Below are 26471 nucleotides of genomic sequence, written 5' to 3'. Positions count from 1 at the left end.
ACGCTTTAACTTATAATCGCTCTATATTTATAATAATGTTAATAAACATTCAAACATTTGGTAACAGTTATGCCGGGTCAAATTTGTAAAAACGTCTTGCTAACCCTACTGACAGCGTGTTTTTCCCTCCCTTTGTACGCCAAGTCTGACCGGATGAGGGTGGAGGCTGATGCTCAGAAACTCGAAAAATTTCAAGAGACTGTGAGTGGCGAACCGATTCTTTTGGCTCCTATGTCGGTAGAAAAACCGGTAAGAATTGCATTAATTTACCCAAGTGCAGATATTTCTGACTTTTGGACAAGAAATTACACAGCATTGAAGCAAAGGCTCGTCGCTTTGGAGTTACCATTTGAGATCAGCGAGTTCACCTCAAGGCAAATTGAGCACTCATTGCAGACCCAATACACCGAACAAGTGTTGAACTCTGAAACCCCTTACGACTTCGTTATTTTCGGCCCTTCTGAGCTGGGTATTCAAGCTGAGAATATTCAAAAACTGTCTGCTTCGACAGAGTTCAAAACCTTTATTTGGGCTTTTCATACGCCCAATGAACAATGGAAACATCAACCGGATAGCTGGTTCGATTTTTCAAGTGCGATGGGGGCCGATGTCCTGTGCGACCATGTGGTGAAAGAGCTCGGCAACGACGTAGAATTTTCAGCGAATCGTGGGATACCGGGCATAACCGATACTCAACGCTCGCAAGGTTTCATTGATTGCGTAGAAGAGAAAGGTGATTGGTTAACAGTGTATGAGCACTTTGGGCAATACCAGAAGATAGGCGGTGCCGATGGGATTCGTTTAGTGCTCGGTAATTTCCCCGAGGTGACCATGGTTCACAATGCCAATACTGCGATGACCATGGGAGCGGTGGATGCACTAAACAATGCCGACATGTTGTCTGAAATCTATGTGACGGGTTGGGGCGGTACAGCGAAAGAGATTGAAAAGATTCGTACGGATGAATTGGATGCGACTCCAATGAGAATGAGTGATGATCTTGGTGTGGCAACGGCCGAGGCGATCAAGTTTCATTTGGAAGAGCGTGAAGCAGAAGTCCCACTGGTTTATTTAGGCCGTATCACGGTTGTGCACAACAAGATGAATGATGACCAGTTGGATCAGTTGACCAGAGAAGCGTTTCGATATTCTGGTAAGAACTAGGTTAGATTCAATCTATCCTTTATCGATCAAAAAGAGCCGCTTATCTGTTTCGACTGAATCAGTCTGAATATGATAAACGACTCTTTTAATGAGTGGGTTCTGGATTCGAAATCTAGCTCACGAAACCTTAGAGGTATAGTCTACTCAGTGACCTCTTGTAACACCTCTCCAATTGATCCACTTGGTTGGGTTATCCCTAGTTTGTTCGAAAGTGTTGGCGCAATGTCGTATGGCGTGATTGCCCGCGAGATCTTCTGAGCTTCAACGTCGTAGCCTGCGAAGATTACAGGGACATGCGTATCGTACTTCCATGGCGAGCCATGTGTAGAGGCGATTTGAAGGCCTTCCATATCGTTAATGTAACTACGCGGTGCAAATACCACATACACGTCACCTGAACGAGCAGGGTGGTAGTTGTTTTTGATTAGCTGCATCACATGAGTATCAGGCACTCGGTTTGCTGCAATATCGCTGCTTGATACTGCAAACGCCACACCCTTCACTTTCGCTATTTCATCGGCGATCGCTTCCTGCACTTTAGCTAGGTCAAGTTTTTTCTCTGCGATTAAATCGTGATTCAGATAGATATAAGGCTGTGCGTACAAGCGAATTGCGTCTTTGGTTAGACCAAATTCATCCTTCAATCGTTTCTCAACACCACTCGAGAGCAATGTGTCTTTATTGAAGTATTGAGCTTGATTAAAGCCAAGCGCATTTGCCGCAGGTGAAGATTCAGGGACACCATGATCGGCAGACAACACAATTAATGTATTTTTTAGCCCGACTTGGTTATCAACGGTTTTAAGAAGCTTGGCGATCGTCTTATCAAGTCGAATTAGGTTGTCTTCTGTTTCTAGGCTTTCAGGGCCGTATAAGTGCACCACGTAGTCGTTTGATGAGAAACTCACAGACAGATAATCAGTCACTTCACCTTGGCCTAGCTTCTCTTGCATCAACAGTGTGCTTGCAAAGTTTTCTGTGATCTCGTCACCGGCCGGGCTAACGGTTAGCGTTGTGCTGTAGTACTTGTAACTTGCAGGGCCATAAGGGTGAGGAAAGGTGCGTTGGAAGTCACCGAGTTTCACTTTGTGTTCGGTATCGTGTTCTTGAAGCGTGTACTTGTCACGTGGTAATGAGAGCTCCCACTTCTGTTTCGAGTACTGAGCAGCAATTGCTTTCTCGTTCCAACGTGATACCCAATCTGGATACTCGTCGTAGTAATAGTTGCTGGTGACAAACTCAGATTGCGCTTTGGAGAACCAGAAGGCTTTACCAGTGTGTCCCGCCAATGAGATAGCGCCGCGGTCTTTCACTGATACACCGAACACTTTTGACTTGCCACTATTGGAAATCGTCAACTCGTCACCAAACGTGGTGGAAAGTATTGGCTCCGGAGAACGTCCATCGCCCTGTGCTGTCTTTTGCGTTGGGTCGATCTCAGTTGCTTTGTCGACACCTGCGCCAGAGGTCAACATTTTGTAGTTGCCGTCTTCTACGTTATACACCAAACGCTCTTCGCTACGGTCATACCAAACGTTACCTACCATGCCGTGTACGCTCGGTGGCGCACCGGTTGCAAGCGACACATGGCCCACGATCGTTTCCGTGTTGCCATGTTGGTAGTTCGCGTTGGTGTAGTAAGTGCCGTCATCCATTAAGTACCGGAAACCACCTTCACCGAAGTTATGCTTATATCGTTCGATTAGATCTGCGCGCAGGCCATCTACCGTGATTTGAAGGACTAGATCTGGCTTTTCTGCAGCCGAAGCTGGGAGAGCACAGAGTAACGCGAGTGTCAGTCCTGAAAGCTTGGTATATTGCATAGAGTTTCCTTATTCAGTATTGCAGCAAAGTTCTAACGTTTGGTCAGATTTCTAACGTGTGTACAGTGCGAATCGTATTTTTAGGATTGTTGGTGAAGATTGTTGAGTCATAACCGTCGGCACCTTTAGCTAGTTCGCATCTCTAGCTAGTTCAGAGCCTTAGTTAGTTCGTATCCTTAACTAAACGCAGGCCCATATCTGACATAGTGATCGATTGGCTTGCGAAGTCGCGACGGTAACTTTCAGATTCATTTTCGTCATAAGCAAAGCTGCCACCGCGAACCGATTTATGTGATAAACCAACGTCGCTGTGTTTTGCGTTGTTAGGATTGTCTGTTGGACCGAATCGGTAGAAGGTGTCATCGAAGGCATCAATCACAAACTCACCCACGTTTCCGGTCATGTCATATAAGCCTAGTTCATTTGGCTTCTTTAGCCCGACTGGTTGTGCGCTATTTTTAGAATTTGCTGAGTACCACGCAACATCATCTAAGTTATTGGAACCACTGTAAGTATAGCCTTTGCTCTTGTTGCCACCTTTCGCTGCAAATTCCCATTCAGCTTCAGTCGGCAGACGGTATTCTTCACCTGTAAGTTCGTTCAATTGTTCAACGAAGTAGTTCGCCTGTTGCCAACTTAAGTTATTGACCGGAACTTGTGGGTTTTGGAAATAACTGAGAGATGAACCCATCACCGATTCGAACAATTCTTGAGTCACCTCAAACTTCGCAATGTAGAAACTATCTACAGTTATATCTCGCGCTGGTCGTTCTGCTTTGGTCGCTTCAGGATCGTTCGAACCCATGGTGAATGTACCACCTTCAACTAGCACCATCTCTTGGTCGATTTGTTGGGCGATAGGGTGTGTAGGCACGCTCGCACAGCCGCTTAGGAAAATAGTCATGGTGACGCTGCTGATCGCCGCTAATTGTTTGTAATTGAAAAATTTCATCACGTGCCTCGAATGTTCGAAATAGAGGGCAATTTTAACGTTTAAGGTCATTCCTATTGGTTATAAAGGGTATAACATGCCACTGACTGAAATAGGCATTATGATGGCTACAGACACTAAGATAGGTAGATAAATCATGCACATTACTCAAGGTCCACAATACAATGGTAAAGCGTCTAAACGCTTGCATGTTATGGCTAAGCCAATTGGCGCAGCGTGCAACATTGACTGTAAATATTGTTATTACCTAAGTAAGCAAGATTTGTTGGAGTACAAGAAAGGCAGTTCTCCAAGAATGGATGATGAGACGTTAGAAACCTACATCCGACAATACATCGAAGGTCAAAATACGCCTGAAATTATCTTCTCATGGCAGGGCGGTGAACCGACCATGCTGGGTTTAGCGTACTTTGAAAGAGTGGTTGAACTACAGAAAAAGTACCGACCTGAAGGTGTGTTGATCTCAAACGATCTGCAAACCAATGGCACATTATTGAATGACGACTGGGGGCGATTCTTAGTACAGAACAATTTCCTAATCGGCTTGAGTATTGATGGCCCTGAAATGCTGCACAACGCGTATCGTGTCAACAGAGCAGGCCGTGGTACATTCAAACAAGTGATGGCGGCCGTTGAACTGCTGCACAAACACCAAGTGAAATTCGCAACGCTGACTTGTGTGAATAACCTCACCAGTCAAAATGCACTTGAGGTGTATCGCTTCCTACGTGATGTGGTGAAGTCACCGCAAATGCAGTTTATCCCTATCGTTGAGCAAAAAACCTTTAGAACGGTTGCGCCACAAACGTCTCAAGTGAGTGAGCAACTTAAGCAAGGCGACAAACGCCTGATCCCCGGCCATAAAGACTCGATTATGGAATCGTGGTGTGTGTCGGACTTGGCTTGGGGTAACTTCCTTATTTCTGTATTTGATGAGTGGGCGAAGAACGACATCGGTAAAGTGTTCGTTCAGTATTTTGAAGCAAGTTTAGAAACATGGATAGGGCGTCCTAACCCGCTTTGTACTCTGAATGAAATCTGCGGTAAAGGCCTCGCGATGGAGCCTAATGGCGACGTATTCTCATGCGACCACTATGTTTACCCTGAATACAAGATTGGCAATATTCATCACGAGAAGCTTGATGATTTGGCGTACAGCGCACCACAGCAAAAGTTTGGTTTCGCTAAATCACGTACAATGACCAGTCAATGTCAGCAGTGTGATTACAAGTTTGCTTGTCATGGCGAATGTCCTAAAAACCGCTTTATCAAAACTCGTGCAGGCGAACCGGGCTTGAACTACTTATGTGCAGGTTGGCACAAGTTCTTTTCTCATGTCGACAAGTCGATGGCTTATATCGCTCGTGCGATGGGGCATCCGGTTGCTCATGGCAAATTCAGTGATTCAGTATTGATGGCACATCGTGCAAAACAAGCGCAACAAATTACGTTCGAGACCAAGTTTTAACTCGTTTTTTGGGTCAACAGATCCAAGACAAATTTAATCAGATACGAGTCTAAGGACAGGCTAAGTTCTCCAGTTTAAGGTAATACTATGATGAAGAAGAGTTTAGCGACGGCTGTTGCTCTATTAGTTTCAACGTCCGCATTAGTTTCAACGTCCGCATTGATTTCAACATCAGCAATAGCAGCGAATAGCGTTCAGCAAACTGTTGACGCACCGGCAAAAAATATCAATCAAGTGCTCGAAATGACGGACACTCAAACCCGTATTCAACAGTTGTCTTACATGGCACAAGATCAGAACCAATCTATAGAAAATCGTACAGGTGCACTGCAAGAGCTTGCTTCATACCCAAGCCAGAATGCGCTGGTGGCGGTGGCAAGAGGTTTGAAAGATCAAAACCCTGAAGTTCGTGAGGCTTCGATTATCGGTTCTTCGCCATATCAACTTGAGCACCGTTGGGCGTTAGTTTCGCCTTTGCTTAGCGATACAGATTCTATGGTTCGTCATTCAGCAACATCGAACTTAGTACGTGATTACAATACGTTAGATAAAGAACAGAAAGCACAAATCGAACAACCTGTCGCTGAGTTAATCACATTCTTGGAATCACAAGAATCTGAAAAGTTTCAATTGTTGTTCGCTGACGTGCTCCGTTGGCACAATGAATGGGATAAAGCGGAAACGATTTATCTTGAGTTGATTAATACTCACCAGAAAGACGCTCAAGTTTGGCTGAGCTACGCGGATAACTTCCGAGCTCAGAATAAAGATCAACAAGCGGTCGAGGTGTTGGATCGTGGTTTGAAGAACGTGCCGGACAATGCAGCGATGCACTATTCTAAATCATTAACTTTGGTTCGCCTTGAAGACAAGGCAGCAGCAGCCAAAGAGATTGAAGTAGCAGCAGAACTTGCAAAAGATAACAGCTACTACTGGTACTTGAATGGGGTACTACAAGAAGAGCTGGATATCGACAAATCGACTAAATCGTTCGAGAAGGCGTATTTGATCTCTGGTTCTCCGGAGCAGTTATACGCAGTATGTGATATCTACGTGCGATACGGCAACGACAAGACCGATGATTGCTTAAGTGAGCTAGGTAAAGTGGCTCCTGATTATGTTATTGAACAGCTGAAAGAGAAGCGAGTAGCGCCAAGCTCATAATATTTGAATGAGTAAATTGATAAGCCGCTTATGAAAAGCCAGTCGAAATATTCGATTGGCTTTTTTGGATCTAGAGTTCTGTTTGGAATGTCTATTAAAGCAAGGCACAAGTTGGAAACATCTAAAGTGGGTGAGCTTATTCTCTCACCCGTTAAGTTAAATTATTCGCCCATTGAGGTGGATGCACGGCGTCTGTCTGTCGCGCCATGGATCTTGCCATCTTTGATTTCAATGGCGTTCAAACCGCTAACCACTGGAATGACATGTACTGGGTAACCGAGCTGCATAAATTCTGGAACCAACATTTCAGCGTAAGTCTTCTTCTCGACCAATAAACCCGTTGGGTCATAAGGTTTGGTGCGATCTATCTTGGTGCCGTATTGGATGTTTGGAAGGTCAATTGCTTCCTGCGCAGACAGATCCCAATCTAAAACACCAACCACGGTTTTTAACACATACCCCGGAATTTGTGAGCTACCAGGAGAACCAACCACTAAACGCAGGTCGTCTTTTTTATCCATAACCATTAACGGGGTGATCGCGGAACGAGGTCGCTTACCTGCTTCAATAGAGTTTTGAGTCGGTTTACCGTTTATGGTGGGTTTGGTTGAGAAGTTTGCCATTTGCGCGTTAAGAATCACACCATCGACCATTACTCCTGATCCCATGCCTGTGCCGACGGTGCTTGTCATTGCAATGGCATTACCGTCTTTGTCGATGATGGATATGTGCCCGGTATCTTGGCTCTCAAAACCTTGATACTGAGCGTAATTAGTATCGGTTAGCTTGCCTGCTTTTGGCTTTGTTTTCGCAATACCAGTCTCTGGAATGAGCTTACGTCGCTCGTCGATGTAGGCTTTGTCGAGTAGGGCAGCAACTGGCGCTTCGATGTAATCTGGATCTCCCGCATAAGCGATGCGATCGGCCTTGGAGATTCTCATGGCTTCGGTCATCAAGCGCCAAGGTTCAACATCAGTTTTAGACATATCGGCTAAGTCATAGGCTTCGAGCATTTCAAGGCTTTGAGCAACCATCACGCCACCAGAGGCTGGGTAACCGAACGAGACAATCTTGTTGCCTCGGTAGTCACTTTCAATAACCTCACGCTGTTTGACTTGGTATCGTGCAAAATCTTCAATAGAGAGCTTTGCGTGGTCGGCATCGATTCTGCTGTTCACAGTTTCAACGATGTGCTTACCAAACTCGCCACCATAAAGGTACTTATCGCCTTGTTGGGCAATGTTGCTCAGAGTGTCGGCAAGCTTAGGGTTTTTCATCAATGTGCCGGTTGGTTTGATTTGGTCGCCATTCCAATACAGGGCTTCGATTTCTGGATCTTCAATCAATCGTTCTTGTTCACGAACCACGATGTCGTAGGTGTAGCTGTTCATCGCGTAGCCCTTACTCGCCAGTTCAATTGCGGGTTGAACAAGCTCAGACCATGGCAGTTTTCCGTATTGTTGATGAGTGCTATAGAGCAAACGAAGTGTGCCGGGAACCGCTACAGAACGAGCCCCTAAAATCTCGTTTCGACTTAGTGCTTCTCCATTTTCCATGAACATGTCTGGAGTAGCAGTTGAAGGGGCTTCATCTCGTCCATCAAGTGCGAGAAATTGATCTTTGTCTTTTTGATAAAACAGCGCAAAAGTACCACCGCCAATTCCTGTCATATCCGGTTCAACCACCGACATTGTCATCTGCATCGCCACCATCGCATCGACCGCATTACCGCCTTTTTTGAGTATCGAATACCCAGTGCTGCTTACGTATGGATTCGTTGCACTTACCATAAACTCTTCGCCACTTTCATCTGGCGTAATTGGAAAAGGATTTGGCTCAGCCGCGAAACCGACCGCTGAAACCAAACTTAAAGATAAAGTCGCTATTCGCATGCGTTCTCCGTTTAAGGTATCTGTTTATTCGCTCTTAGGTTGACTGAATAAAGGCGGTGAAGTTCGTGAGTTTCCAGCCTTCTTACACAATGCTGACGCTGCTGACAGAACCATTAAATAGTAGAGGATTTTGTGGTTCAAATTTATTACGAAGCTAAATGTAAGAGGAAACTTGGGTTCTTAATATTGATTTAACTATCGTGAAATCCCCACTCATGAATAACTAAAGCGAGTTTGGAACATGATGAATTTCAGTCTTATGATGAGGTGTTCAGTTTGATGTTGAACTTGTTTTTAATAAAGCACTCAATTATACCCACTGATTTATATGGTTATTCTCGTTTATATGATGGTTTATAAATAGTATTAACATTTCTGTCACTATTTTCGTTGTAACAGATTGATATACTGGTCAGATCTGTTATTGTTCAAAATATATGTGCGGTTCACCATACTGTTTAACAAAGGGAGCTTATGTTTACACTATCGATCAAAAATAGGATTTTGGCTTTATGTTTAGTGTCGCTAGTAGGATTTACTAGTATTCTATTTGTCGGAGGGGATGCGTTAACCAGTAACACCCAGCAGGTTAATCGAATTGACCAAGTTACTTATCCGGTTATGAATGCGGCTTCATTGAATAGTGTATTGATTTCTCAATTAGCTGAGCGCTTTAATTTGGCAGTGACTCTAGGCGATGAAGAGATTTTGGAGATGAACAAGCAAACTCTCGCTGAGATTCAAAATAACTTCAACATTCAAATCTCTCTCGATCCTTCGTTACAGAGCTCATCTGCACTTCTGCAAAATAAAACCAATCAATATTTTGAGTTAGCTTACCGAATTGCTCAAGGCATGATAGATGAAGAGATCAGCCTTAGTGAAGCAGGGCGTCTTGCAAAACAGAGCACCGCAATCTTAGATGAGCTTACTTTGGGTATGCATGAGTTTTCTTTGGCTCGTCAATCAGAGTTTGAAAGCGCAGTGCAAGATTTAGAATCAAACAATAAAAAAGCTAACCAAATCATGAGCGTGTCCGGTGCTGTAGCCATGCTTGCGATGTGTATCTTTGGTTGGTTTGTGGTGAAAGGTATACGTAGAGATCTCGCAAATATCAGTGACAAAATGCGTGATATTGCTGAAGGAGATGGAGACTTAACGGTTCGTCTTCAGCATGAAAAAAATGACGAACTGAAACCTTTAGTAGAGTCGTTCAATAGCTTTGTCTCTCATTTACAGCAGAACGTCACACACACTATAGGTAACGTTACTCAGCTGGACACGATCTCTGGTTCACTTGTTAAATCAAGTCAAGTAACAAGTCAATTGTCGACTAAGCAGCATCTCTCTATTGAGGAAGTATCAAGCTCATTAAATCAGTTGTTTCTTGCCGCTAGAGAAATCGCTACGAACGCTAATGATGCTTCGACTTCAGCTTCCAGTGCGAGTGAGCAAGCAAGCTTAGGAGAACAGCAAGTCAAGAGTACGATTTTAGCGGTTCAAGAATTAACGCATGATGTAAGTAATGCATCGCTAGTGGTTAAACAGCTAAATGACAACACACAAAGTGCAGGCTCAATACTTGAATCGATCAGTTCGATTGCAGAGCAAACCAACTTGCTTGCGCTCAATGCGGCAATTGAAGCTGCACGCGCTGGTGAACAAGGCCGTGGCTTCGCTGTCGTTGCTGATGAAGTAAGAACGTTAGCATCAAGAACTCAATCATCTACACAAGAAATTCAATCTGTACTCTTACAGTTACAAGACCAAGCAAAAACCGCGTCATCGATTATTTCTGATAGCGTAGTTAAAGCTGAAACTTGTGTTGAAAAATCAATTGTCGCGGAAAATTCTCTACAGAAAATCACTTCAGATATTATCGAAATCAGTCAACGAAACGAAAGTATTGCCGCTGCGACTGAAGAGCAGGAGCAAACCTCAACTCGCATTGAAACTTTTGTCGAAGAAATTCGTAAGATGGCAGAAGGCACCAGTAACAGTGTTCAGCAAGTGGACGCCGTGGCGCAAGATATTCAAAAAGTGACTCGTAATCTTTCAACATTAACTGGCCACTTTAAAGTCAGTTAAGTTCCCTAGAATCATTCCCTCTTTCTTTTCGGCTATGCCTTAAGGAGGGCGGGAGTATGCCCAAAATATGGGCTGATTATACAAAAACAATTATATAAAAAACAAAAATCACATAACAATTGGAGTTAGTTATGAAGAAGACAGTGGTTGCTGCCCTAATAAGTATGGCGTTTGGAGCAAATGCTGCAAACATGGATGATCTTCGAATTAGTGGGTTTGGTTCTGTAGGCATCGGTAAGTCGGATAATGCGATCGGTTATGCGGGTTACACCGGCGAAAAATTAGATTGGGAGCAAGAGACATTAGCTGGCTTGCAATTTGATTTTCAAGTAAATGAGCGAGCTAAGTTCGTGACGCAAATCGTTGCAAACAGCCGTTATGATTATGAGCCAAAAATTGAGATGGCTTATGCCTCTTATGATTTTGAGGCTTTCACAGCTCGAGCAGGTAAGTTGCGTTTACCTTTGTTTTTCTACTCAGATTACACCGATCTTGGTTATGCATACCCTATGATCAGACCTTCTCAAGAATTGTATGAAAACATTGTTTTGAAGGGCTACACGGGTGCTGATTTATTGATTCCGATTGAACTTGAAGATTCAAGTATTCTTCTTCAGCCAGTGGTTGGTATCGGTACTATTGATGAAGATGACTCAATTGTTGGTGAGGTGAAACTGGATAAACTATTCGGTATCAGTGCCAACTGGAACGTTGATGATTTTACTTTCCGTGGTTCGTACTTTGTTGCTGAGTCAAACCCTTCTTGTGATTTCCAAAACTCACAAGACCCGTATTGTCAATTGGGTGCAATGCTAGATAGCCAAGATGGTCAGTTCATCTCCTTGGGTGCTCAATATGACAATGGTGCTCTGTTAGTTAATGTCGAAGCTGCGGATGTTCAGTTGGAAGGGCAGTTTTATGACTATCAATCGGTTTCTGGCTTGGTTGGTTACCGAATCAATGAATTTACGCCTTACGTTTCTGTTAGCTGGGTTGAAACAACAGACAACGAAGAACGTGAAAACATGACTACGACGGCTATTAAAGAGTCGATGAATTACGAGCGTCTTTCTTATTCAGTTGGTAGCCGTTGGGATTTCGCTAAGAACATGTCTTTAAAAGCAGATGTGACCTATGTCGATTACCGCGACACTAGTGGTGGGTTCCAAAGCAATGTTGAAACAACAGCAAACCCATATATTGCAACGGGTAACTACCTTGAAGACAGCTCTATTGTCTATTCAGCACGTCTTGATTTCGTATTCTAAGGAGGCAACATGAAAAGTTTACTGGCAGCAATAACCGTAGCGGTTCTTTCATTTAACGCTTCTGCTGGAATGGTAGTGATTGGTAACAATGCTGGCGTTGATTCTCTATCTAAATCTGACGTTAAAAAGTTATTCATGGGTAAGAAAAGCAAGCTATCGAATGGTACCAAAGCACAGATCATCGAGCTGGCCGATGGTTCTGAAGGTAGACTAGCTTTCCATGAGGTGGCGACGGGACGCAGCGAATCACAACTTCAATCAGCGTGGTCGCGACTTGTATTTACCGGTAAAGCTGAAGCGCCAATCCAGGTTGCAGACTACAACGAAGCAATCACAACGGTTGCTTCAAAAACCAACGCAATTGGTTATGTCGACGAAGCCGCTGTAACAGGTGACGTGAAAGTATTATTTAAATACTAAGCGTTGTTTGCTTACCAACATTAAAAAGCCCAAGGTTATTTAATTACCTTGGGCTTTTATTTCTAATGACGATGATTTTCACGCTTGATTAGAAAACGAAACTCAGCATGATGGTGTAAAGCATGGCATCCCTGTCACCCGTTGGGGTATCGATAAATACGCCATTTGATTTTTTCGATTCAAAGTACTGAACTTCGCCATTGATAGAAACGTTTGGCAGAACATCGTAATCAACGCCGACTAAATAACTATTTCCGTTTAAATGCTCATGGTCGTCAAATTGTGCACCATACACAACGTAAGGAGTGAATGCTCCTAAGTGGTATCCAAGACTGGCGTACATGGATGAAGAGAAGTCACTGATTTGTCCTTCACTTGTCAAAACAAATTGACCCAGTTCGTATTCTGCTCCTAATGACCAAAGTTGGATATGCTGGTTATCTTGCTCAGTTCTGAATGGGGTCGGTACTCCGTGAATTGTTGTGATAACAATCTGATCGAAATTTGAGTCTAGGAAAGATAAATTCCAACGGTAGCTATCACCGCTTAGCTGAAAATTTGCGCCGAGCATGCGATTGGTTTCAAATTCCAGTTTTGTAGTCGAGTTGAAATCTACGTCATTTTTATCTTTTATGCCGATAAACGGAGTAAGTAAAAGAGTCGCTTCGTCACTGACATCGTGAGTCCAGCTCACTTTTATGCCATTGAAAGCTGTGATTCCGAGAACGCTGTTATACACCTCTGTAGGTGGCCTCGCGGTCATATAGGCTTGGCCTACATAGTAGTACTCAGAGGCAAGGAACAGTGGCAGTCGTAATCGACCAACGCTGACATCGAAGTCGTTAAATTCATAGCCCAAGTAAGCCCATTCCAGTTGAGGGTCACTCCAATCATATTGGGGTGGCTTGACAACTTGTACGGAAGCTTTGAATGAGTTGTAAAAGTAATCTAGTTGAACACCAAATGTGGTGTCACAGTCGTAGCAATTTTCGTCGGTAAAACCGCGAGTGATCATCAAGGGGGTTTCATTGTCCGACTTAGCCCAAGATGTTGAACCGAAGCCACTCAAGGATAAATTATCGGTAAGTTCGATATTCGCAAAAGCCGGAGAGGCCATTGAGGCACATAACACTGACGTAATTATTCTTTTCATATTATTTCTCCGAACTTATAACGTAGAGAATGTTGGCATTTTGAGGAACCGAAGAGAGTGGGGAATAACCAATACGATTTGGTTTGTCATCAAGCCAGTCCACTAAGCTGTCGGTTGACGCCGTTTTGATTTCTCTTGGATAACGCGCTTTTCCTGAAAAAGATAAACCAGCCCAGTGTGCATTCATTTGAGCGGCATTTTTTCCAAGCAAAAGCTGATAAAAGTCCTCTCTTTCGGCACTGTTCTCAGGCCAATCAGACAGTTCAACACGTTTGCCATTGAGGCGCTTAGTTTTCCCTCTATAGAGCTTTCGCGCTTTGTTTATTGATATCTCTTCAAATCCGGAGTCTAAAGAAAATATGGCATAATCTTCAGCGGCGTGAGCAGGGCTGAGAAGAAGCAAGCTTCCTAATAGCCCTACCGCGACTGGCAACATGACTCTGCGGGGAAGTGTTTTTATTGTTCTAATCCAATCCATGGGTATCTCCTAACAAGTCGCACTTTCTATTTGATGGAATAGCTTTTCTTTTCTTACGGGCTTCGCTACATATCCATCCATGCCTGAATCAAAGCACTTTTGAATATCATCGTCGATAACACTGGCGGTTAACGCGATGATAGGCGTTTTGCTTAAGCCTAGGTTTTTCTCATGCTCTCTGATCTCTTTGGTCGCAGTGAAGCCGTCCATAACGGGCATCATGCAATCCATTAAAATAATGTCGAAGCTACTGTCGTTTTGGTACATGTCGACGGCGATTTGTCCGTTGTCGGCGATTTCAAACGCGTAGCCGGCCTTTGTTAACATCACAGAAGCGACTTTTTGGTTAACTCGATTGTCTTCGACGAGCAGTATTCTTTCAGATTTACTCGGAACCGTGTTTTGCACTCTTTCTTCTGGCAATGTTCGCTTAGCTGCAGCATTAAGAATCGGCGTTACGGTCGCGGGTTTTTTCGTAGATTTAGTTTTGTAGGCAGCAGGAAGTGGCATCGCTTCAACCGCGGCAAGTACTTTTTCTTTTAGCATTTCAAATTTGAATGGCTTTGGTACATAGTCATCCATACCTACGTCGAAACACTTTTGAATATCATCATCAATCACACTGGCGGTTAAGGCGATGATAGGGATACGGCGCGTGGCCTTGGTCTCTTTTTCAACGCGTCGAATGTTGCTTGTCGCTTCAAAGCCATCCATGACGGGCATCATACAGTCCATCAGTATCACTGCGTAATGAGGGTTTGCGGTGAACATGTCCACAGCTTCTTGACCATTATTAGCGAACTCGAATTCAAAACCACTTTTACCGACATGAAGCCCAGCAATTTTTTGGTTGATCTTGTTGTCTTCGACGATGAGGATTTTGTGTTGGATCTCTAGAGGTTGCTGGCTTGCCTCTGAAAGCTCAGCTAAACCCTGCGTATCACAGAGCTCAATAGCTTTAATTAAACGTAAGCCGAGTAGGGGTTGTGCGACTTGTGCAGTAACGCTGTCGCCAAGATCCGCAGGCTCACTTAAGAAAGAACGTATCAAACAGATAGTGATGCCATTTTGGTGCAGCTTAGCTAAGTTATCTGCGTGGGTATTAGCTAGGAATGCATCATCTTCAGCGAAAACGACAGTAATCGGTTGATTATGTTTCTGAGTCGCGAGTTGTTCGGTCATCGCGGTAGTGTTATTCGTTCGCTGAGTTACCTTTAAGCCATAAAGGTTAAGGTCGCATTCTATTCGTGTAGAAAGCATGTTCTCGTTACCCAGAACATAAATGTCAGCGGTTGCCGTGCTTGGTTTCGGTAGCATCATGTCAACGGGTAATTCTAAGTCGAAGTAGAAACAACTGCCTTCCCCCTTGACTGAATCGAGCTGAATCTGGCCACCCATCAGTTCGACCAACTGTGTACTGATGGCGAGGCCAAGACCGGTACCGCCAAACTGACGTGTAGTTGAGTCATCTTCTTGAGCAAAGGGCTCGAATATTTGTTTCTGTTGTTGCTTGCCGATACCAATACCTGTGTCGCGAACGGCAAATCGAATGGTGACATTATCGTCAGATTGTTCGAGCGTTTGGATTGATAATGTGACGCCACCTTCTGCCGTGAACTTCACTGCATTCGACATAAAGTTCATTAGGATTTGTCTTAAGCGGTGATCGTCGATCATCACGCGAGCTGGTGTGTCTGGGCTGATATCAACGTTAACCGATATTTTTTGCTCTTTGGCTTTTGGCGCAACAATAGAGGCTATGTCGTATATCGATTCTCTGATCGACGCCGAGTGAGGGCTGATTAACAGCATGCCAGACTCGATCTTAGAGAAGTCCAATATGTCGTTGATCAAGCTCAGAAGCAGTTGAGAAGAGGTTTCGATAGTATCAACGTAATCGCGTTGTGTCGGCGTGAGTGGGGTATCTGCAAGAATCTCGGAAATACCAATAACGCCATTGAGTGGGGTACGAATTTCATGAGACATATTGGCCAAGAAGCTGCTTTTCGCTTTGCTAGCTTGTATTGCGTGGTCTTTCGCTTCTTCAGCGTCTTCTTGGGCTCGCTCTGCGTCTTCTTTCGCTATCGTAAGCCTCTCTTTTGCAAGTTCTCGCTCGATGGTCAATCGTTCAACTTGCTGCGCAAATAGACTGAGTTCGTCTTTGCCTTGGATTAACTTATCCAAAGAAGGGCGAGTTTCGTCATTTTCGCTTTTTAAGAAAGCTAACACTAAATTCAGGTTGTTAGTGACTTGTCTCGCTAAGCTTAGGGTTAAGCCCATAACAATCGTTGCGAGCAGGGCAACGATTGAAATGAACAGAGTTCGCTGTATTTGTGCGTCATAGATAGCTTGCTCAACTTCTTGTTGGAATTCTTGTTTAATCACGCCGCCAAGGCTTTGTAATAAGTTAAGTCGAGCACTCATCGCCTCTAAGCCGACAGAAACTTCTTTAGGAGTCAGTTGGCTGATTGCGTTTAGGTCGAGTAGCGCGTTTCTAATCTCTTGGCTTTGAGCGAATACATCGTTTCTGAATACTTCAACCATCAGTGACACTTGATGTTCGTTGGCATTCAATGAAACAAAGCGTTCTAAGAACAATTGCTGTCTTTCACTCAAGGTTTCAATCTGTTCTGCAAGTTCTGGATCGTATTCTTGGCTGCTTTGGAATATCTCAATCAGAGAGGTACCCAGCTTAAATTCTTCGTTTGACCAGAACATCAGCCATTCCAGTTGCTGCAATGCGGTGAGGTGTTGTTGAATTTCCCGCTTGGTGTTTTCGAATGGGACTTTTTCTATTTCGAGCAGTAACTGCTTGTATAAGTCGCTCTGCCACTCAAGGGCATCCAATTTATCGTAGCTGTCAGTGGCTTGCATTGTCGATAAGGTTGCTTCGCTGAAGTCGGCAACCAGTTGATTCATTTCATCAGAAGCATCCAAAAAAATGATTGGAGACAGGTTTTTTAATTCAGCTTTTACTTGATTGCTTTGATTTTCAAACTCCTCAGGGCTAGAGGCCAGAGTGCTTCTATAAAGAACCGAGATATCTTGAAGGTACACAGATAACTGATTGGTTCGTTCAAAATCGGTCAACTGAGTCGTTAAAATATAAGCCTGTCTACCTGCAAGGAAGAGTAATAATGAAATGGGAAGTAGAACTAAGCCAAAGAGTTTATGTTTGACTGAAAGGTTATTCCAGACCGTAATCGCCATATAAGGATCCATCCAACTGTTTTTATATAAAAACAGTAGAATAAAAATGCCGATATGGAAACTTTGAAACCGCAAATTTAATAGAAGTGTGGGAGGGGTATAAGTTCTTGTGATTCCAAAGCTTATTTTGATATACGTTCTTTTATTAGTAATTTATAGCGTTTGGCAGTTTGTTTAATTTTATGCTTATTGATGAATAACTTAAAAAGCGTACTAATGAGGACGATTGTTATCGAGGCTTAATTCGAAAAGAAGTTGCTTTAAAACCGTTTTTGCAGAGGGTTCTAATGCCCAAATACCGAGCATTCTGTTCAACGCGGCACGATATGCTCTGTTTTTGATTAGGAAGGCGAGCGTGCTCGTATCTTTGCTCAAAACATGCATTTGTACGACTGTGAGCTCAGCTTTGTTTTCGATATCAATTTTTTGAAGATTGAAAGCAGGCAGGAATGAACATTCGTACCAAATCTCAATGATCTCTCGAAGTTCGATTTCTTCTTCAGGCACGTCACAGCCCTGAAATATATGATTCTCAGGAATTGCGGATAAGTAAGCAACATCAAGCTTGTCTGCAACGAATGTGTACATTTGTTTCCTTGTTACCTGTGGTATTGGATCGAATCATCTCTCTCACTTATGATTTTGTCAATTACATCCATCTCGCGAAATGACGAATTGTGAGTAAGCGTTATGATTTAGCTCAAACTGTTTAAGTATTTGTCTGTTAAGCCAAAATATTTCAAGTTTCCATCTGGCTCTAGAACCAAACTCATGTTGGATGTGGCGATTAAGCCGGGATCATTGGTCGAAAAAATGACTGTCTTATTCAGCAACTTATCGCTGAACAAACGGTTAAAGTATTGCGCGTTTTCTTGCTCGGCACCGTTGAAGGGCTCATCAATGATTATCAGGGATTGCTCACAGTTACCCAAGCCAAGGGCCAAACGAAGTTTTTGCTGAATTCCATTTGGAAGACCTTTGCACTTATCGACACTCAATTGAGTGGCTAAGCCTTCTGGTAGCCATTCGTCCAGTTCGAAGAAGCTCACCATCTCTTGCATCTTCTCTGTTGGAATGAGGCCGTTATGCAGAATGAAGTTGGTTTCTAGTGAACCTTCAAAAATATGCAGGTTAAAAGGGATGTAGTTAATTGAGGTGCGATAACGGTAGCTATTGAACTGCTTGATGTTGTAGCCGTCAACGGATACTGCGCCTTGATAACGATCCTCTAAGCCAGCAATAATTGAGATGAGTGTTGTTTTTCCGCAGCCAGTTGGGCCACAAATGACGACTTTTGCACTGGGTGGTATCTTAAAACCAAGGTTGGTTAAGCCGGTCGCCGCACCTGTGTAACGATGACTGACACCACTGCCAACAATACTACCTTGGAACAAGCGAATAGGCGGGCTCTTCTCTAAGGTCAGTTTATCGTCATTCATCGACATTAAGTTATTGATCTGTGCTGATGAAGCCTTAATCGACTGGAATTTAGAAATTGAGTTGTAGATACCCATGATCGGACCTAACGCCTTCCAAACCAATATCACTGTCGCGAGCATCGCACCAGCATCAGAAGTCCCTTCCATTACTCCGATTACTGCGGTCACGATACTCGCAGTACCAATCACCTGAATCAAACTACCGCCAGCGGCCTGAATCTTACTGTTAGTCACGGCAACGTTCTCGGCATCACTGGTGCTTTGCATATGTGAAGCACTGAATCGAGATTGAACGACACGAAGTAAAGGCAGGCCTTGGATAGTTTTGATACCACGAAGGATTTCATTCCATTGATACGAGACCATCGCATTGGCGCGCGAGCTTTTGGATGTGGCTTGAGAGTAGATATAGCGAGAATACACACAAAACACCAACATCAAGATTAAGCCACCCATCACTACAAGCGCTGCCGTACCCGACATCAGGGCAATCGCGATGATAAATACAATCACAAATGGCATATCAAAATAGCTGAGGGTTGATTCTGCAGTCACTAAGCGGCGGAACGTATCGATATCTTTCAAACGAGCTAACTGGGAAGAGACCCCAGCAGTGGATGTCATCGCATAAGGTAGCCACAGCAGCTTAGATATAACGGCTTGCGAGATGTGCACGGCGAGATCTTTACCGGAAGTGGCAATGATATTGACCCGCATCTTTTTAAAGAAATACTCCGAGAAGCCAACAATGATGGCAAACAGAGTTAACCAATACAGTGTCGCCTCAGAACTCGAAGTGAGTGCGAAATTATATACACTCATAATAAAGAATGGCTGCAATGCACCGAGAATACTGATGACAAAGCTGAGAATGATCAGACTTTTAAGTTCATTGTTGTAACGATAGAAAGCGTATTTTATCCAATTGCTTCTGTCTTGCGATTCCGGAGGTGGTTCGCGGAACAGGCGAGAATATTCGCTAATCGCAATCAGCAAACAGGGCTTTTTGCACATTGGGTATTCTATGGTGTTGTTGTTCGTGTAATCAAACAGCAGCAACTTTCCATCTTTGGTGCCTAAGAAAATCGCACTTAGATTCTCTATTTCAATAAAGCATGGGTGAGGGTGCTTATCGATATTCTCGAGTGTCTTTAGCTTGGTCACATCACAGCGGTATCCAAGACGCTCTATGGTCGCAGTAAAGCTGTCACTGTCTTTTTGTTTAGGAATAAAAGCGTCACTGAGGATAGACGGCGTGCCTTCCCATTCCAGTGCAATTAAGGTGTAAGCTAGACCACGAATCAGCGGTGACTGACTGTAGCGTTCATCATAACCACTTGCTTCAAAGTCCAACACCCGCTGCGGAACATTGTTGAAATCAACTAGGATGCTCATTGATCACCTCCGGTAAGTTTTACGCGTTTGAGGCGGTGGTTTAGTTTGTCCATCTTATTACTGGCGATGATTAGGATTTTGTCATTGGCACGATAGGCGGTACTGGTCAGCACCACTCGTGCAAATTCTTCATCATAGACACAATCGATATCATCAAATATCAATACACGCTTACTGGCGAGCAGGGCGCGAACCAATAATAAGGCGTAACCTACTTGGCGTGAGAATGGATTGCGCATGTGGCCTTTGAGTTCTGTGTAAAAACCAGCAGGAAGCCCATCGATTTGTGCCTTGATGTTCATGGTTTCACACAGCGCAAACGCCGTGTTATTAAGGCTTGGTCGAAAACAAGTTAGGTTATCAATAATGGTCCCTTCCACGAATGAGCTTGTTTTATCGACCATCAGCACGCTGTTACGCCAAACGTTGTAGTTGACGTCATCCAGAGGCGTGTCATTAATCATGATGTCCAGTTTGTTATCGCTGTTCTGGCGAGTAATACAGTTGGCAAGGTGTGTTTTGCCTGAGCCACTTTTCCCTGTAAGTAAATAGGCTTGCCCAAGTTCGAACTCGATACGCTGTTTTTCAGAATACTTAACCGAAATACGTTCAACCTCTGTTGTCTCATGCTGATGTTCAACCGAAGCCGCCAGCTCAAGCAGTTCGGCGATACGTTGTATGTGGAGTTTGTTTAACTCCCAACGGCTCGCGGTGCGCATCACTTGCTGGTAAGGCGCAAAATAACGGTTGGTTAGCATGATGATCGCGGCCATGATGCCTTGGCTAGATTCCATATTGATAACGGCCGTTGCCAGTACCACAACAACACAAGCTATAGAGAGCTGTTGGATGAGCGCCAATATTAGGCTGAAGTTCGATTCAATCTGCTCATATTTGATGTTCTCAACCTCGCGCTCTTCGACCATTTGTGTCATCAGGCTTTCAACGCGGTATTCCATATTTCGAGCTTTGATATCAAGCGGGCTAGAGATGATCTCGATGATTTTGGAGGTGGTTAACCCTTCGATGTCTGACTTATTCTGCAAACTACCAATTTTTTGTTTGGAAAGGCTCCACGCGAAAATAGCTAAGATGACAGAGGCAATCAGAAGTGTAATACCAGCCCATATGTTGATGAGCCCGATGATAAGTATGGTAATCACGCTGACGGCAAGGTTGATAAGCGCTCGAACCGATTCCCCGCCAAAGAAGGTCTTAAGTTCAGGAATGGTTGAGATTCGTTCTAGGTATTCGCCCGGTTCTAAACGGCGGAATTTAGAGATCTCAGCCAAACAGATGGATTGAAATACCTTATTGGTTAAGTTGGTCTCAAACTGCCTCATGATGACAGAGGAAATCTTCTCTTCCTGATTTTTTAAGTGATAGTCGAGGAAGATAGAAATCAAGATAATCGCGAACAATAAGAACAGAGTATCTTGGGCTTGGTTGGGTAACACTCGGTCAAAAATGATCAGAATAGAGAAGGGCAGTACCAAGCCAAACAGGGTCGATATTATCGTTGAGAAAGTCAGATAACACTTATCTGCCATATTTATCTTTTGCGAAAATTGCTCAGTTTGCATTACGACCTCCTTTTCTCAATGATTCCGTTGAGAGAAGGTGTTTAGGCACCAATTCTTGATTGTTTCGCCCTTCAATATCGCTCATTAATTGCATGATGCTCTCTATCGATTTAATAGAGAGTATGCCCTTAATTTGCTCAAGCTTGATGGTCTCGATGATGTAGTCGTATCGTGCGCTTTCATAGTCTCTCAAAGCGCTGAACAGTTTGCTTTCCGCCGCCAGCAAGTCGGTGATGGTACGCGTGCCTAATTGGTAGGCTCTTTGGATCCCTTTATAAGAGGCGTAGTTGGCGCGAATGATATTTTCGTAACTGCTTATAGACTGCGAGAAATCGTTAATGTTGAGCACTGAGGTATTCACGCTGTTACGTGTGGTATAAAGCGAATCTTGGTAAAGCAGCTCAGTACGTTCGATGGCCGTCGATGATTTTTGATAGCCATAGTAATCAGAACCACCCGACAAGATAGGCACGGCGAGGTTTAAGCCAACACTGGTTGAGTTACTTTCGCCTGTTGCTGTAATGTCGGTTTTATCGTAGTTATTGGCGTCATCATGTCGATAGCTGGCTGAAAGCGAAACGGTCGGTAAGAAGTTTGAACCGCTCTCTTTTAAGCTTCTGCGGCTTCTCTCTACGTTTTTCTTTGCCACCAACAAGTCGTTATTCAGCTTTAACGCCTGATCCATGATCGTCCGTTGCTCGGTTTCGTTTATCTCTTTTAGCGGTACGCTTTCGTATATGTCTTGCGACGGAGTGATAGGGTATTGAATTTGAATAGAGAGCCCGTTGAGAATGACACGTCGATCTTTTTGCAAGGTTCTTAATCGGTTCGACACGCCTTCTTTCTGAGCAATTACTTCGTACAGCTCACTGGCTGCGGTGTTACCTAGCTCTACATTACGTCGCATTTGATGTTCACGCGTTTCAGACGATTTGAGCTCAACTTTGGTCGCTTTAATTTGGGCGTTGTTTTTCAAATACTCAAAGTATTGAGAACCGATTTCCGAAATAGTGCTTTGGATTTTGTTCTCATGCTTCACTTCTTCGATATTGAAGTCGAGCTTAGCCGTTCCATATTTAAAAATGTCGCCAAGATTGAATATGGATTGCGAAAGAGAAAGGCTATAGCTGTTTGAGTTATAGCTAGAGGTTTCATCGGGAACGCTCGATAGTAAGGTTTCATTCTCGTTCCATGTCGTATCGGCTGCACCATTGAGTGAAGGCAGAAACTTAGAGCGACTGATCCCTATGTTGTATTCGTTCTCTTCCACACCTTTATCACTGGCGCGAAGGGATAGGCTGTTTTGCAGGCCGAGTTCTACCGCTTCAAGCAGGGTAGTCGCCGATGCCGAAGGTGTCGTGCTTAAAGCAAGCGCAGCCATGATGCTGCTAGTTAAGTTTTTGTACCGCCACATACTTGTTGATCACCTTGATTATTTGGTCACTTTTATAAGGTTTGCTGATCACGTAATCCATTCCGGCTTCGATACAAGCCTGGTGTTCGTTACTGCTGGTCAATGCGGTTGCACCTATGATGGTACAAGGGTTCTTCTCGTTTTCTTGTTCAAACTGGCGAATACGTTTTGTGGCTTCAATACCGCCCATACCCGGCATGATGCAATCCATAAAGATGATGTCAGAACGTTTATTCATGAAGTGTTTCACTGCGTCAGCGCCATCGCCAACCATTTCTGGTTCATATTCTTGCTTGGTAAGGATTCGTTTAAGTAAAATCTGCTGAACTCGGTCATCTTCTACGATTAGGAATGAGCTGTTCTCCATTTGTTCTTCTGATGCTTCCGCTTCCATAATGGTGAGCAAGTTAGGAATAAACTCATAAGGAATCGCAGGGGAGTTGATGATCTTATCGACGAAGCTGTGACACTCTTGCGCATGCTGAGTGTTGGTTACCGATAACAGCAACTTGGTATTTGGGTGGTTCTTAAGTTGAGATTTCACTGTTTTACTCAGTGACGGTAACTTGTTGGGTTCAAAGGTATCGGTGAGCATAATCGCATCGTAATCACCAAAGGTCTTCGCCGCTGAAAATAACTCATTGGCAGTCCGAATTTCGGTGATGTCCAGCCCCAAATTACTGAGCATTTTCTTCATTACATCGATGCGAACTTGAGTGTTGGCGCACAACAGTAAACGCTTGCCGTCGAAGCGAGTCTTTTCTGTGTGGAAATTCTTCGCCTTGAGATCAAGCTCAATCTGAAAACGTTCCTGCGTACCCGATTGGAACCAGTGACTTTCGTAATACCCGTAATCTTTTAATACGCTTTTTGCTAAGTCGTCTGTACTAGCGGTGTGGTCCTTGTGAGTACTCCAATGGAGTTTATTGAGCTTGGCTACAGAGACATCCAGCGTTGATAAGAAGTTTAGATTAATGGTAACTCGGGTATTTTCCATGTCTGAAGCCGCCCCAGATTCAATCGTCACAAATAGTTTCTTATTTGATTTGAGTTGAATGGCATTGGAAAGCTGTAGGAACAATATCCAGAATAAGCTGGTGGATTGGCCTTCTACGCGATTGGGCAAGTTGTCGGAAATAAAGCAGTCCAATTGGCTTTCATTACGTTGTACTTTGGCGCTGATATGAATCATCAATTCAGATAACACGCTCAGTAAAGAGAACTCTTTCGACTTGCTTTCCGTACCCTGTGAAATCAATCGATTATAGTTTTCTGCTAGCTCAGATAGGGTGCTACATGCAGAGGTAATGTCCTTCGCCATCAAAACGCCGTTTTCATCGGTTTCTTGAACGAGGTACTGGACACCACCGTTAATGGTGTTGGTGATCCCACGAATCTCATAGCCGATGAGTGCATACAACTGTTTGTAGAGATCGTTATTGCGCTTTTGGTCTTCCAATTTACTGAAGATCAGTTTGAGATGAGAGTAGATCTGACGCTGTTTGGGATTGATGCTCACTTCATTAAGAAGCTCTTCAAGCCTTTGTAAATCTAACTGTTTTAGTTCTTGATACAGTGCATCGAACTCATAGTCGATTTCGCGTTCGTTAGAGCTGGATTTCTTCAGTTTCAACATGGCGACAGCGTTAGATAGAACCGTGATCACAGCCAGTATTACGACCACTATAAACAACCAAACGAAGAACTCGTTTTTCTCAGACATCAAATCGCTCGCATGGTTGTTAAACATGGTGCGGTAGTTGTCATCCATCTGCAGATAGTTGTTGGTCAGTGAGAGATATAAATCGAGTACATCGGCACGTGCTTTAGCGCTATCGGTGAAACGGTTAATCGCTAATTCAAGTTGAGTGTATTCAGTAGCGCCAACCAAGCTGAACTCAGTTTTGTTCAAAGAGGCTAAAGATCGAAATTCATCTATTTCACGCTTCAAGTTAACTAGATTGAATTCGTTAGTACCACAAGTGTCGTTACTTAAGCACTGCTGCAGAGTTTGAATATCTTGTTCGATGGTCTGATTAAGCTTCTGAGCTTGTATGAGCAGTGGGGCACTTTGCACTTGCGCGACTGAATCTACTTTCGACCAAGAAAAGTATAAATAGAAAGCGAGCGCAGCCAGTACGATGCTAAACAATATGCTCAGTCGCAGGGCGGGTACAGAAATATTGTACGAAGGTTTTCCGCTCATTGATTACCTCTCATCGAAAGCATCTTCGATGGCAGACATCACTGGCTTCGCTGCGTATTCGATCACGCGACGCGAACCTGTTTTTACATCGGCGGTAAATTCCATATAAGGTGATAATTTGTATTGAGTGCCTCCTCGTTCAAGAAAGTTTCGGTCAATTTCAATCTCTGCTAAATAGAATTCGGCGTCTTCTTCTTCATAAGACGAGCGGCTGATTGAGGCGATGGTTCCCTCAACAAATCCATATTTAGCGAAGTTATAGGTATCCATTTTTACCTTCACAGCCTGTCCGATTTCTACAAATCCCATATCTTTACGTGGAATCTTCGCTTCGCCGTGTAGCGAATTATTTATTGGGGCAATATCGGCGATACTCTCGCCTGGCGGAATCACAGCAGAACGGAAATTGAAGTGCAGTTTGTCGACCACGCCATCGACTGGTGAGTAGACAACCAGTCGATCAACCTTGTCGGAATGTTGTGGTTGTAAGATACGTTTTAGCTTGAGATCTTTATTCGCTTGAATGATTTGTGCTTGATACTCAGAGTTTCGATTCTCAACTAAGTCACGGTGTTGTTTTTCCAGTTTGTCGAGCTGAAAACGTTCGTTCATGACCGACTCATCAAGGTTCTCAATCTCACGTACCATATTGGATTCTTGTACTTTCATGTTGAGGACGTCGACATAAGACGCCATCTCTTCTTTATAAAGCGTATTTTTGATGTTGAGTTGTTTGCGAATGAGCGATAGTTGGTTCTCTGAACTTTTACGACGCTTAAGCATTGATTTAATCAGGGAGTTTTTGTGTTTAATATCGTGGGTAATGAGCTCTTCATTTGAACGGTTTTTAGAGAACTCTTGTCGCCATGTATTCATGTTGACCTGAACTTGTTCTGGAAATTTTTCGATATAAGAAGCGAAGTTGGGTTCTACCATGTCGCGTAAGCTTTCATAACGAATCTTATCGAGCTCTATCTGAATAATCTCAGTATTCACGGTATCGAGTTGTGTGTTGCGGTCTAGTGAGCGAATTCGTGCGATCGGCTGTCCTTCATAAACGACTTCTCCTTTTCGGACTAACATCTCTTCCAATATGCCGCCTTCTAGGTGTTGAACCTTCTCAACGTCAGATTCCAACAAAAGTTCACCACGTACAGAAACGACGATGTCGATACGCGCTTGTGATGCCACGGCGATAGCGACTAAAGCGAGTAGGAATATGATGAGCAACGTTTTGTGAACACTGGTCATGGCACTTGCAAGCACAATGGTGTCGTCAGCTGTGACCTTAGAAGCCTCATTATTAGAAACGAGCGCTTTTCTTAAGTGATGTTCTATTTGGTTATTGCTCATG

18 protein-coding genes are annotated in these 26471 nt (G+C 43.7%); 6 read left to right on the top strand and 12 right to left on the bottom strand.

The features are described from left to right. Window positions 1–69: 69 nt before the first annotated feature. Window positions 70–1164, top strand: coding sequence for a substrate-binding domain-containing protein (locus tag L3V36_RS13765; RefSeq protein ID WP_102462874.1), 1095 nt, complete (start codon window positions 70–72; stop codon window positions 1162–1164). Window positions 1165–1304: 140 nt separating this feature from the next. On the opposite strand, the gene L3V36_RS13760 is transcribed toward L3V36_RS13765, so the two are convergent. Together L3V36_RS13760 and L3V36_RS13755 are read right to left on the bottom strand one after the other, a co-directional pair. Further along, entirely contained in the window at window positions 1305–2987 is a 1683-nt protein-coding gene (locus L3V36_RS13760) for an alkaline phosphatase family protein (protein ID WP_208774885.1), read from the bottom strand. A 163-nt stretch (window positions 2988–3150) separates the two neighbouring features. Continuing rightward, window positions 3151–3939, bottom strand: coding sequence for an SUMF1/EgtB/PvdO family nonheme iron enzyme (locus L3V36_RS13755; RefSeq protein WP_208774883.1), 789 nt, complete (start codon window positions 3937–3939; stop codon window positions 3151–3153). A gap of 136 nt (window positions 3940–4075) precedes the next feature. Between L3V36_RS13755 and L3V36_RS13750 the strand changes: the two genes are divergently transcribed. Together L3V36_RS13750 and L3V36_RS13745 are read left to right on the top strand one after the other, a co-directional pair. Continuing rightward, complete coding sequence (locus L3V36_RS13750; protein ID WP_102446696.1) at window positions 4076–5407, top strand: anaerobic sulfatase maturase; 1332 nt, start codon at window positions 4076–4078, stop codon at window positions 5405–5407. Between the two features lie 87 nt (window positions 5408–5494). Further along, complete coding sequence (locus L3V36_RS13745) at window positions 5495–6571, top strand: hypothetical protein (protein WP_102446695.1); 1077 nt, start codon at window positions 5495–5497, stop codon at window positions 6569–6571. Window positions 6572–6732: 161 nt separating this feature from the next. Here the strand turns inward: L3V36_RS13745 and ggt are convergent, their stop codons facing one another. Continuing rightward, window positions 6733–8463 carry a gamma-glutamyltransferase gene (gene ggt / locus L3V36_RS13740; RefSeq protein ID WP_102446694.1) on the bottom strand — a complete coding sequence of 577 codons (1731 nt, stop codon included), beginning with the start codon at window positions 8461–8463 and terminating at the stop codon, window positions 6733–6735. 621 nt (window positions 8464–9084) lie between these two features. Here ggt and L3V36_RS13735 point away from each other — a divergent pair. The 3 genes from L3V36_RS13735 (at window position 9085) to L3V36_RS13725 (ending at window position 12239) form a co-directional block, all read left to right on the top strand. Next, window positions 9085–10551, top strand: coding sequence for a methyl-accepting chemotaxis protein (locus tag L3V36_RS13735; protein ID WP_017094538.1), 1467 nt, complete (start codon window positions 9085–9087; stop codon window positions 10549–10551). A gap of 131 nt (window positions 10552–10682) precedes the next feature. Next, window positions 10683–11819, top strand: a complete 1137-nt coding sequence (locus L3V36_RS13730; RefSeq protein ID WP_102446693.1) for an outer membrane beta-barrel protein — start codon at window positions 10683–10685, stop codon at window positions 11817–11819. Window positions 11820–11828: 9 nt separating this feature from the next. After that, window positions 11829–12239: a phosphate ABC transporter substrate-binding protein gene (locus L3V36_RS13725; RefSeq protein WP_017081159.1), complete on the top strand. Its 411-nt coding sequence runs from the start codon at window positions 11829–11831 to the stop codon at window positions 12237–12239. Window positions 12240–12327: 88 nt separating this feature from the next. On the opposite strand, the gene L3V36_RS13720 is transcribed toward L3V36_RS13725, so the two are convergent. From L3V36_RS13720 to L3V36_RS13680, 9 genes are all read right to left on the bottom strand, one after another. After that, entirely contained in the window at window positions 12328–13392 is a 1065-nt protein-coding gene (locus tag L3V36_RS13720; RefSeq protein ID WP_102446692.1) for a porin, read from the bottom strand. A gap of 1 nt (window position 13393) precedes the next feature. Beyond that, entirely contained in the window at window positions 13394–13870 is a 477-nt protein-coding gene (locus tag L3V36_RS13715) for a hypothetical protein (protein WP_017080103.1), read from the bottom strand. Window positions 13871–13879: 9 nt separating this feature from the next. Then, window positions 13880–17080, bottom strand: a complete 3201-nt coding sequence (locus L3V36_RS13710) for a response regulator (protein ID WP_102446691.1) — start codon at window positions 17078–17080, stop codon at window positions 13880–13882. A 213-nt stretch (window positions 17081–17293) separates the two neighbouring features. Further along, entirely contained in the window at window positions 17294–17668 is a 375-nt protein-coding gene (locus tag L3V36_RS13705) for a hypothetical protein (RefSeq protein ID WP_017094532.1), read from the bottom strand. Between the two features lie 107 nt (window positions 17669–17775). Further along, window positions 17776–19914: an ATP-binding cassette domain-containing protein gene (locus tag L3V36_RS13700; RefSeq protein ID WP_102446690.1), complete on the bottom strand. Its 2139-nt coding sequence runs from the start codon at window positions 19912–19914 to the stop codon at window positions 17776–17778. Continuing rightward, window positions 19911–21497 carry an ABC transporter transmembrane domain-containing protein gene (locus L3V36_RS13695; protein WP_017081154.1) on the bottom strand — a complete coding sequence of 529 codons (1587 nt, stop codon included), beginning with the start codon at window positions 21495–21497 and terminating at the stop codon, window positions 19911–19913. The genes L3V36_RS13700 and L3V36_RS13695 overlap by 4 nt, the downstream gene beginning before the upstream one ends. Beyond that, window positions 21487–22911 carry a TolC family protein gene (locus L3V36_RS13690; RefSeq protein ID WP_208774881.1) on the bottom strand — a complete coding sequence of 475 codons (1425 nt, stop codon included), beginning with the start codon at window positions 22909–22911 and terminating at the stop codon, window positions 21487–21489. The genes L3V36_RS13695 and L3V36_RS13690 overlap by 11 nt, the downstream gene beginning before the upstream one ends. Further along, window positions 22886–25117: a response regulator gene (locus L3V36_RS13685; RefSeq protein ID WP_017096054.1), complete on the bottom strand. Its 2232-nt coding sequence runs from the start codon at window positions 25115–25117 to the stop codon at window positions 22886–22888. The genes L3V36_RS13690 and L3V36_RS13685 overlap by 26 nt, the downstream gene beginning before the upstream one ends. Before the next feature lie 3 nt (window positions 25118–25120). Beyond that, the gene (locus tag L3V36_RS13680; protein WP_004730526.1) at window positions 25121–26470 is read right to left on the bottom strand and encodes an HlyD family type I secretion periplasmic adaptor subunit; all 1350 of its coding nucleotides are present in this window, start codon (window positions 26468–26470) and stop codon (window positions 25121–25123) included. Between the last annotated feature and the right edge of the window lies 1 nt (window position 26471).

Origin of the sequence: Vibrio sp. G-C-1 (assembly GCF_021728015.1) — a bacterium.
GTDB classification, from domain to species: domain Bacteria; phylum Pseudomonadota; class Gammaproteobacteria; order Enterobacterales; family Vibrionaceae; genus Vibrio; species Vibrio splendidus.
Note: the sequence above shows the minus strand (reverse complement) of the source record. Positions and strands in the feature narration are given on the sequence as shown.

Coding starts and splice junctions, on each gene's coding strand:
- L3V36_RS13745 (WP_102446695.1), top strand. CDS start 5,495: ATGATGAAGAAGAGTTTAGCGACGGCTGTTGCTCTATTAGTTTCAACG.
- L3V36_RS13720 (WP_102446692.1), bottom strand. CDS start 13,392: ATGAAAAGAATAATTACGTCAGTGTTATGTGCCTCAATGGCCTCTCCG.
- L3V36_RS13685 (WP_017096054.1), bottom strand. CDS start 25,117: ATGAGCGGAAAACCTTCGTACAATATTTCTGTACCCGCCCTGCGACTG.
- L3V36_RS13690 (WP_208774881.1), bottom strand. CDS start 22,911: ATGTGGCGGTACAAAAACTTAACTAGCAGCATCATGGCTGCGCTTGCT.
- L3V36_RS13735 (WP_017094538.1), top strand. CDS start 9,085: ATGAATGCGGCTTCATTGAATAGTGTATTGATTTCTCAATTAGCTGAG.
- L3V36_RS13730 (WP_102446693.1), top strand. CDS start 10,683: ATGAAGAAGACAGTGGTTGCTGCCCTAATAAGTATGGCGTTTGGAGCA.
- L3V36_RS13765 (WP_102462874.1), top strand. CDS start 70: ATGCCGGGTCAAATTTGTAAAAACGTCTTGCTAACCCTACTGACAGCG.
- L3V36_RS13725 (WP_017081159.1), top strand. CDS start 11,829: ATGAAAAGTTTACTGGCAGCAATAACCGTAGCGGTTCTTTCATTTAAC.
- L3V36_RS13755 (WP_208774883.1), bottom strand. CDS start 3,939: ATGAAATTTTTCAATTACAAACAATTAGCGGCGATCAGCAGCGTCACC.
- ggt (WP_102446694.1), bottom strand. CDS start 8,463: ATGCGAATAGCGACTTTATCTTTAAGTTTGGTTTCAGCGGTCGGTTTC.
- L3V36_RS13705 (WP_017094532.1), bottom strand. CDS start 17,668: ATGTACACATTCGTTGCAGACAAGCTTGATGTTGCTTACTTATCCGCA.
- L3V36_RS13700 (WP_102446690.1), bottom strand. CDS start 19,914: ATGAGCATCCTAGTTGATTTCAACAATGTTCCGCAGCGGGTGTTGGAC.
- L3V36_RS13710 (WP_102446691.1), bottom strand. CDS start 17,080: ATGGCGATTACGGTCTGGAATAACCTTTCAGTCAAACATAAACTCTTT.
- L3V36_RS13750 (WP_102446696.1), top strand. CDS start 4,076: ATGCACATTACTCAAGGTCCACAATACAATGGTAAAGCGTCTAAACGC.
- L3V36_RS13695 (WP_017081154.1), bottom strand. CDS start 21,497: ATGCAAACTGAGCAATTTTCGCAAAAGATAAATATGGCAGATAAGTGT.
- L3V36_RS13680 (WP_004730526.1), bottom strand. CDS start 26,470: ATGAGCAATAACCAAATAGAACATCACTTAAGAAAAGCGCTCGTTTCT.
- L3V36_RS13715 (WP_017080103.1), bottom strand. CDS start 13,870: ATGGATTGGATTAGAACAATAAAAACACTTCCCCGCAGAGTCATGTTG.
- L3V36_RS13760 (WP_208774885.1), bottom strand. CDS start 2,987: ATGCAATATACCAAGCTTTCAGGACTGACACTCGCGTTACTCTGTGCT.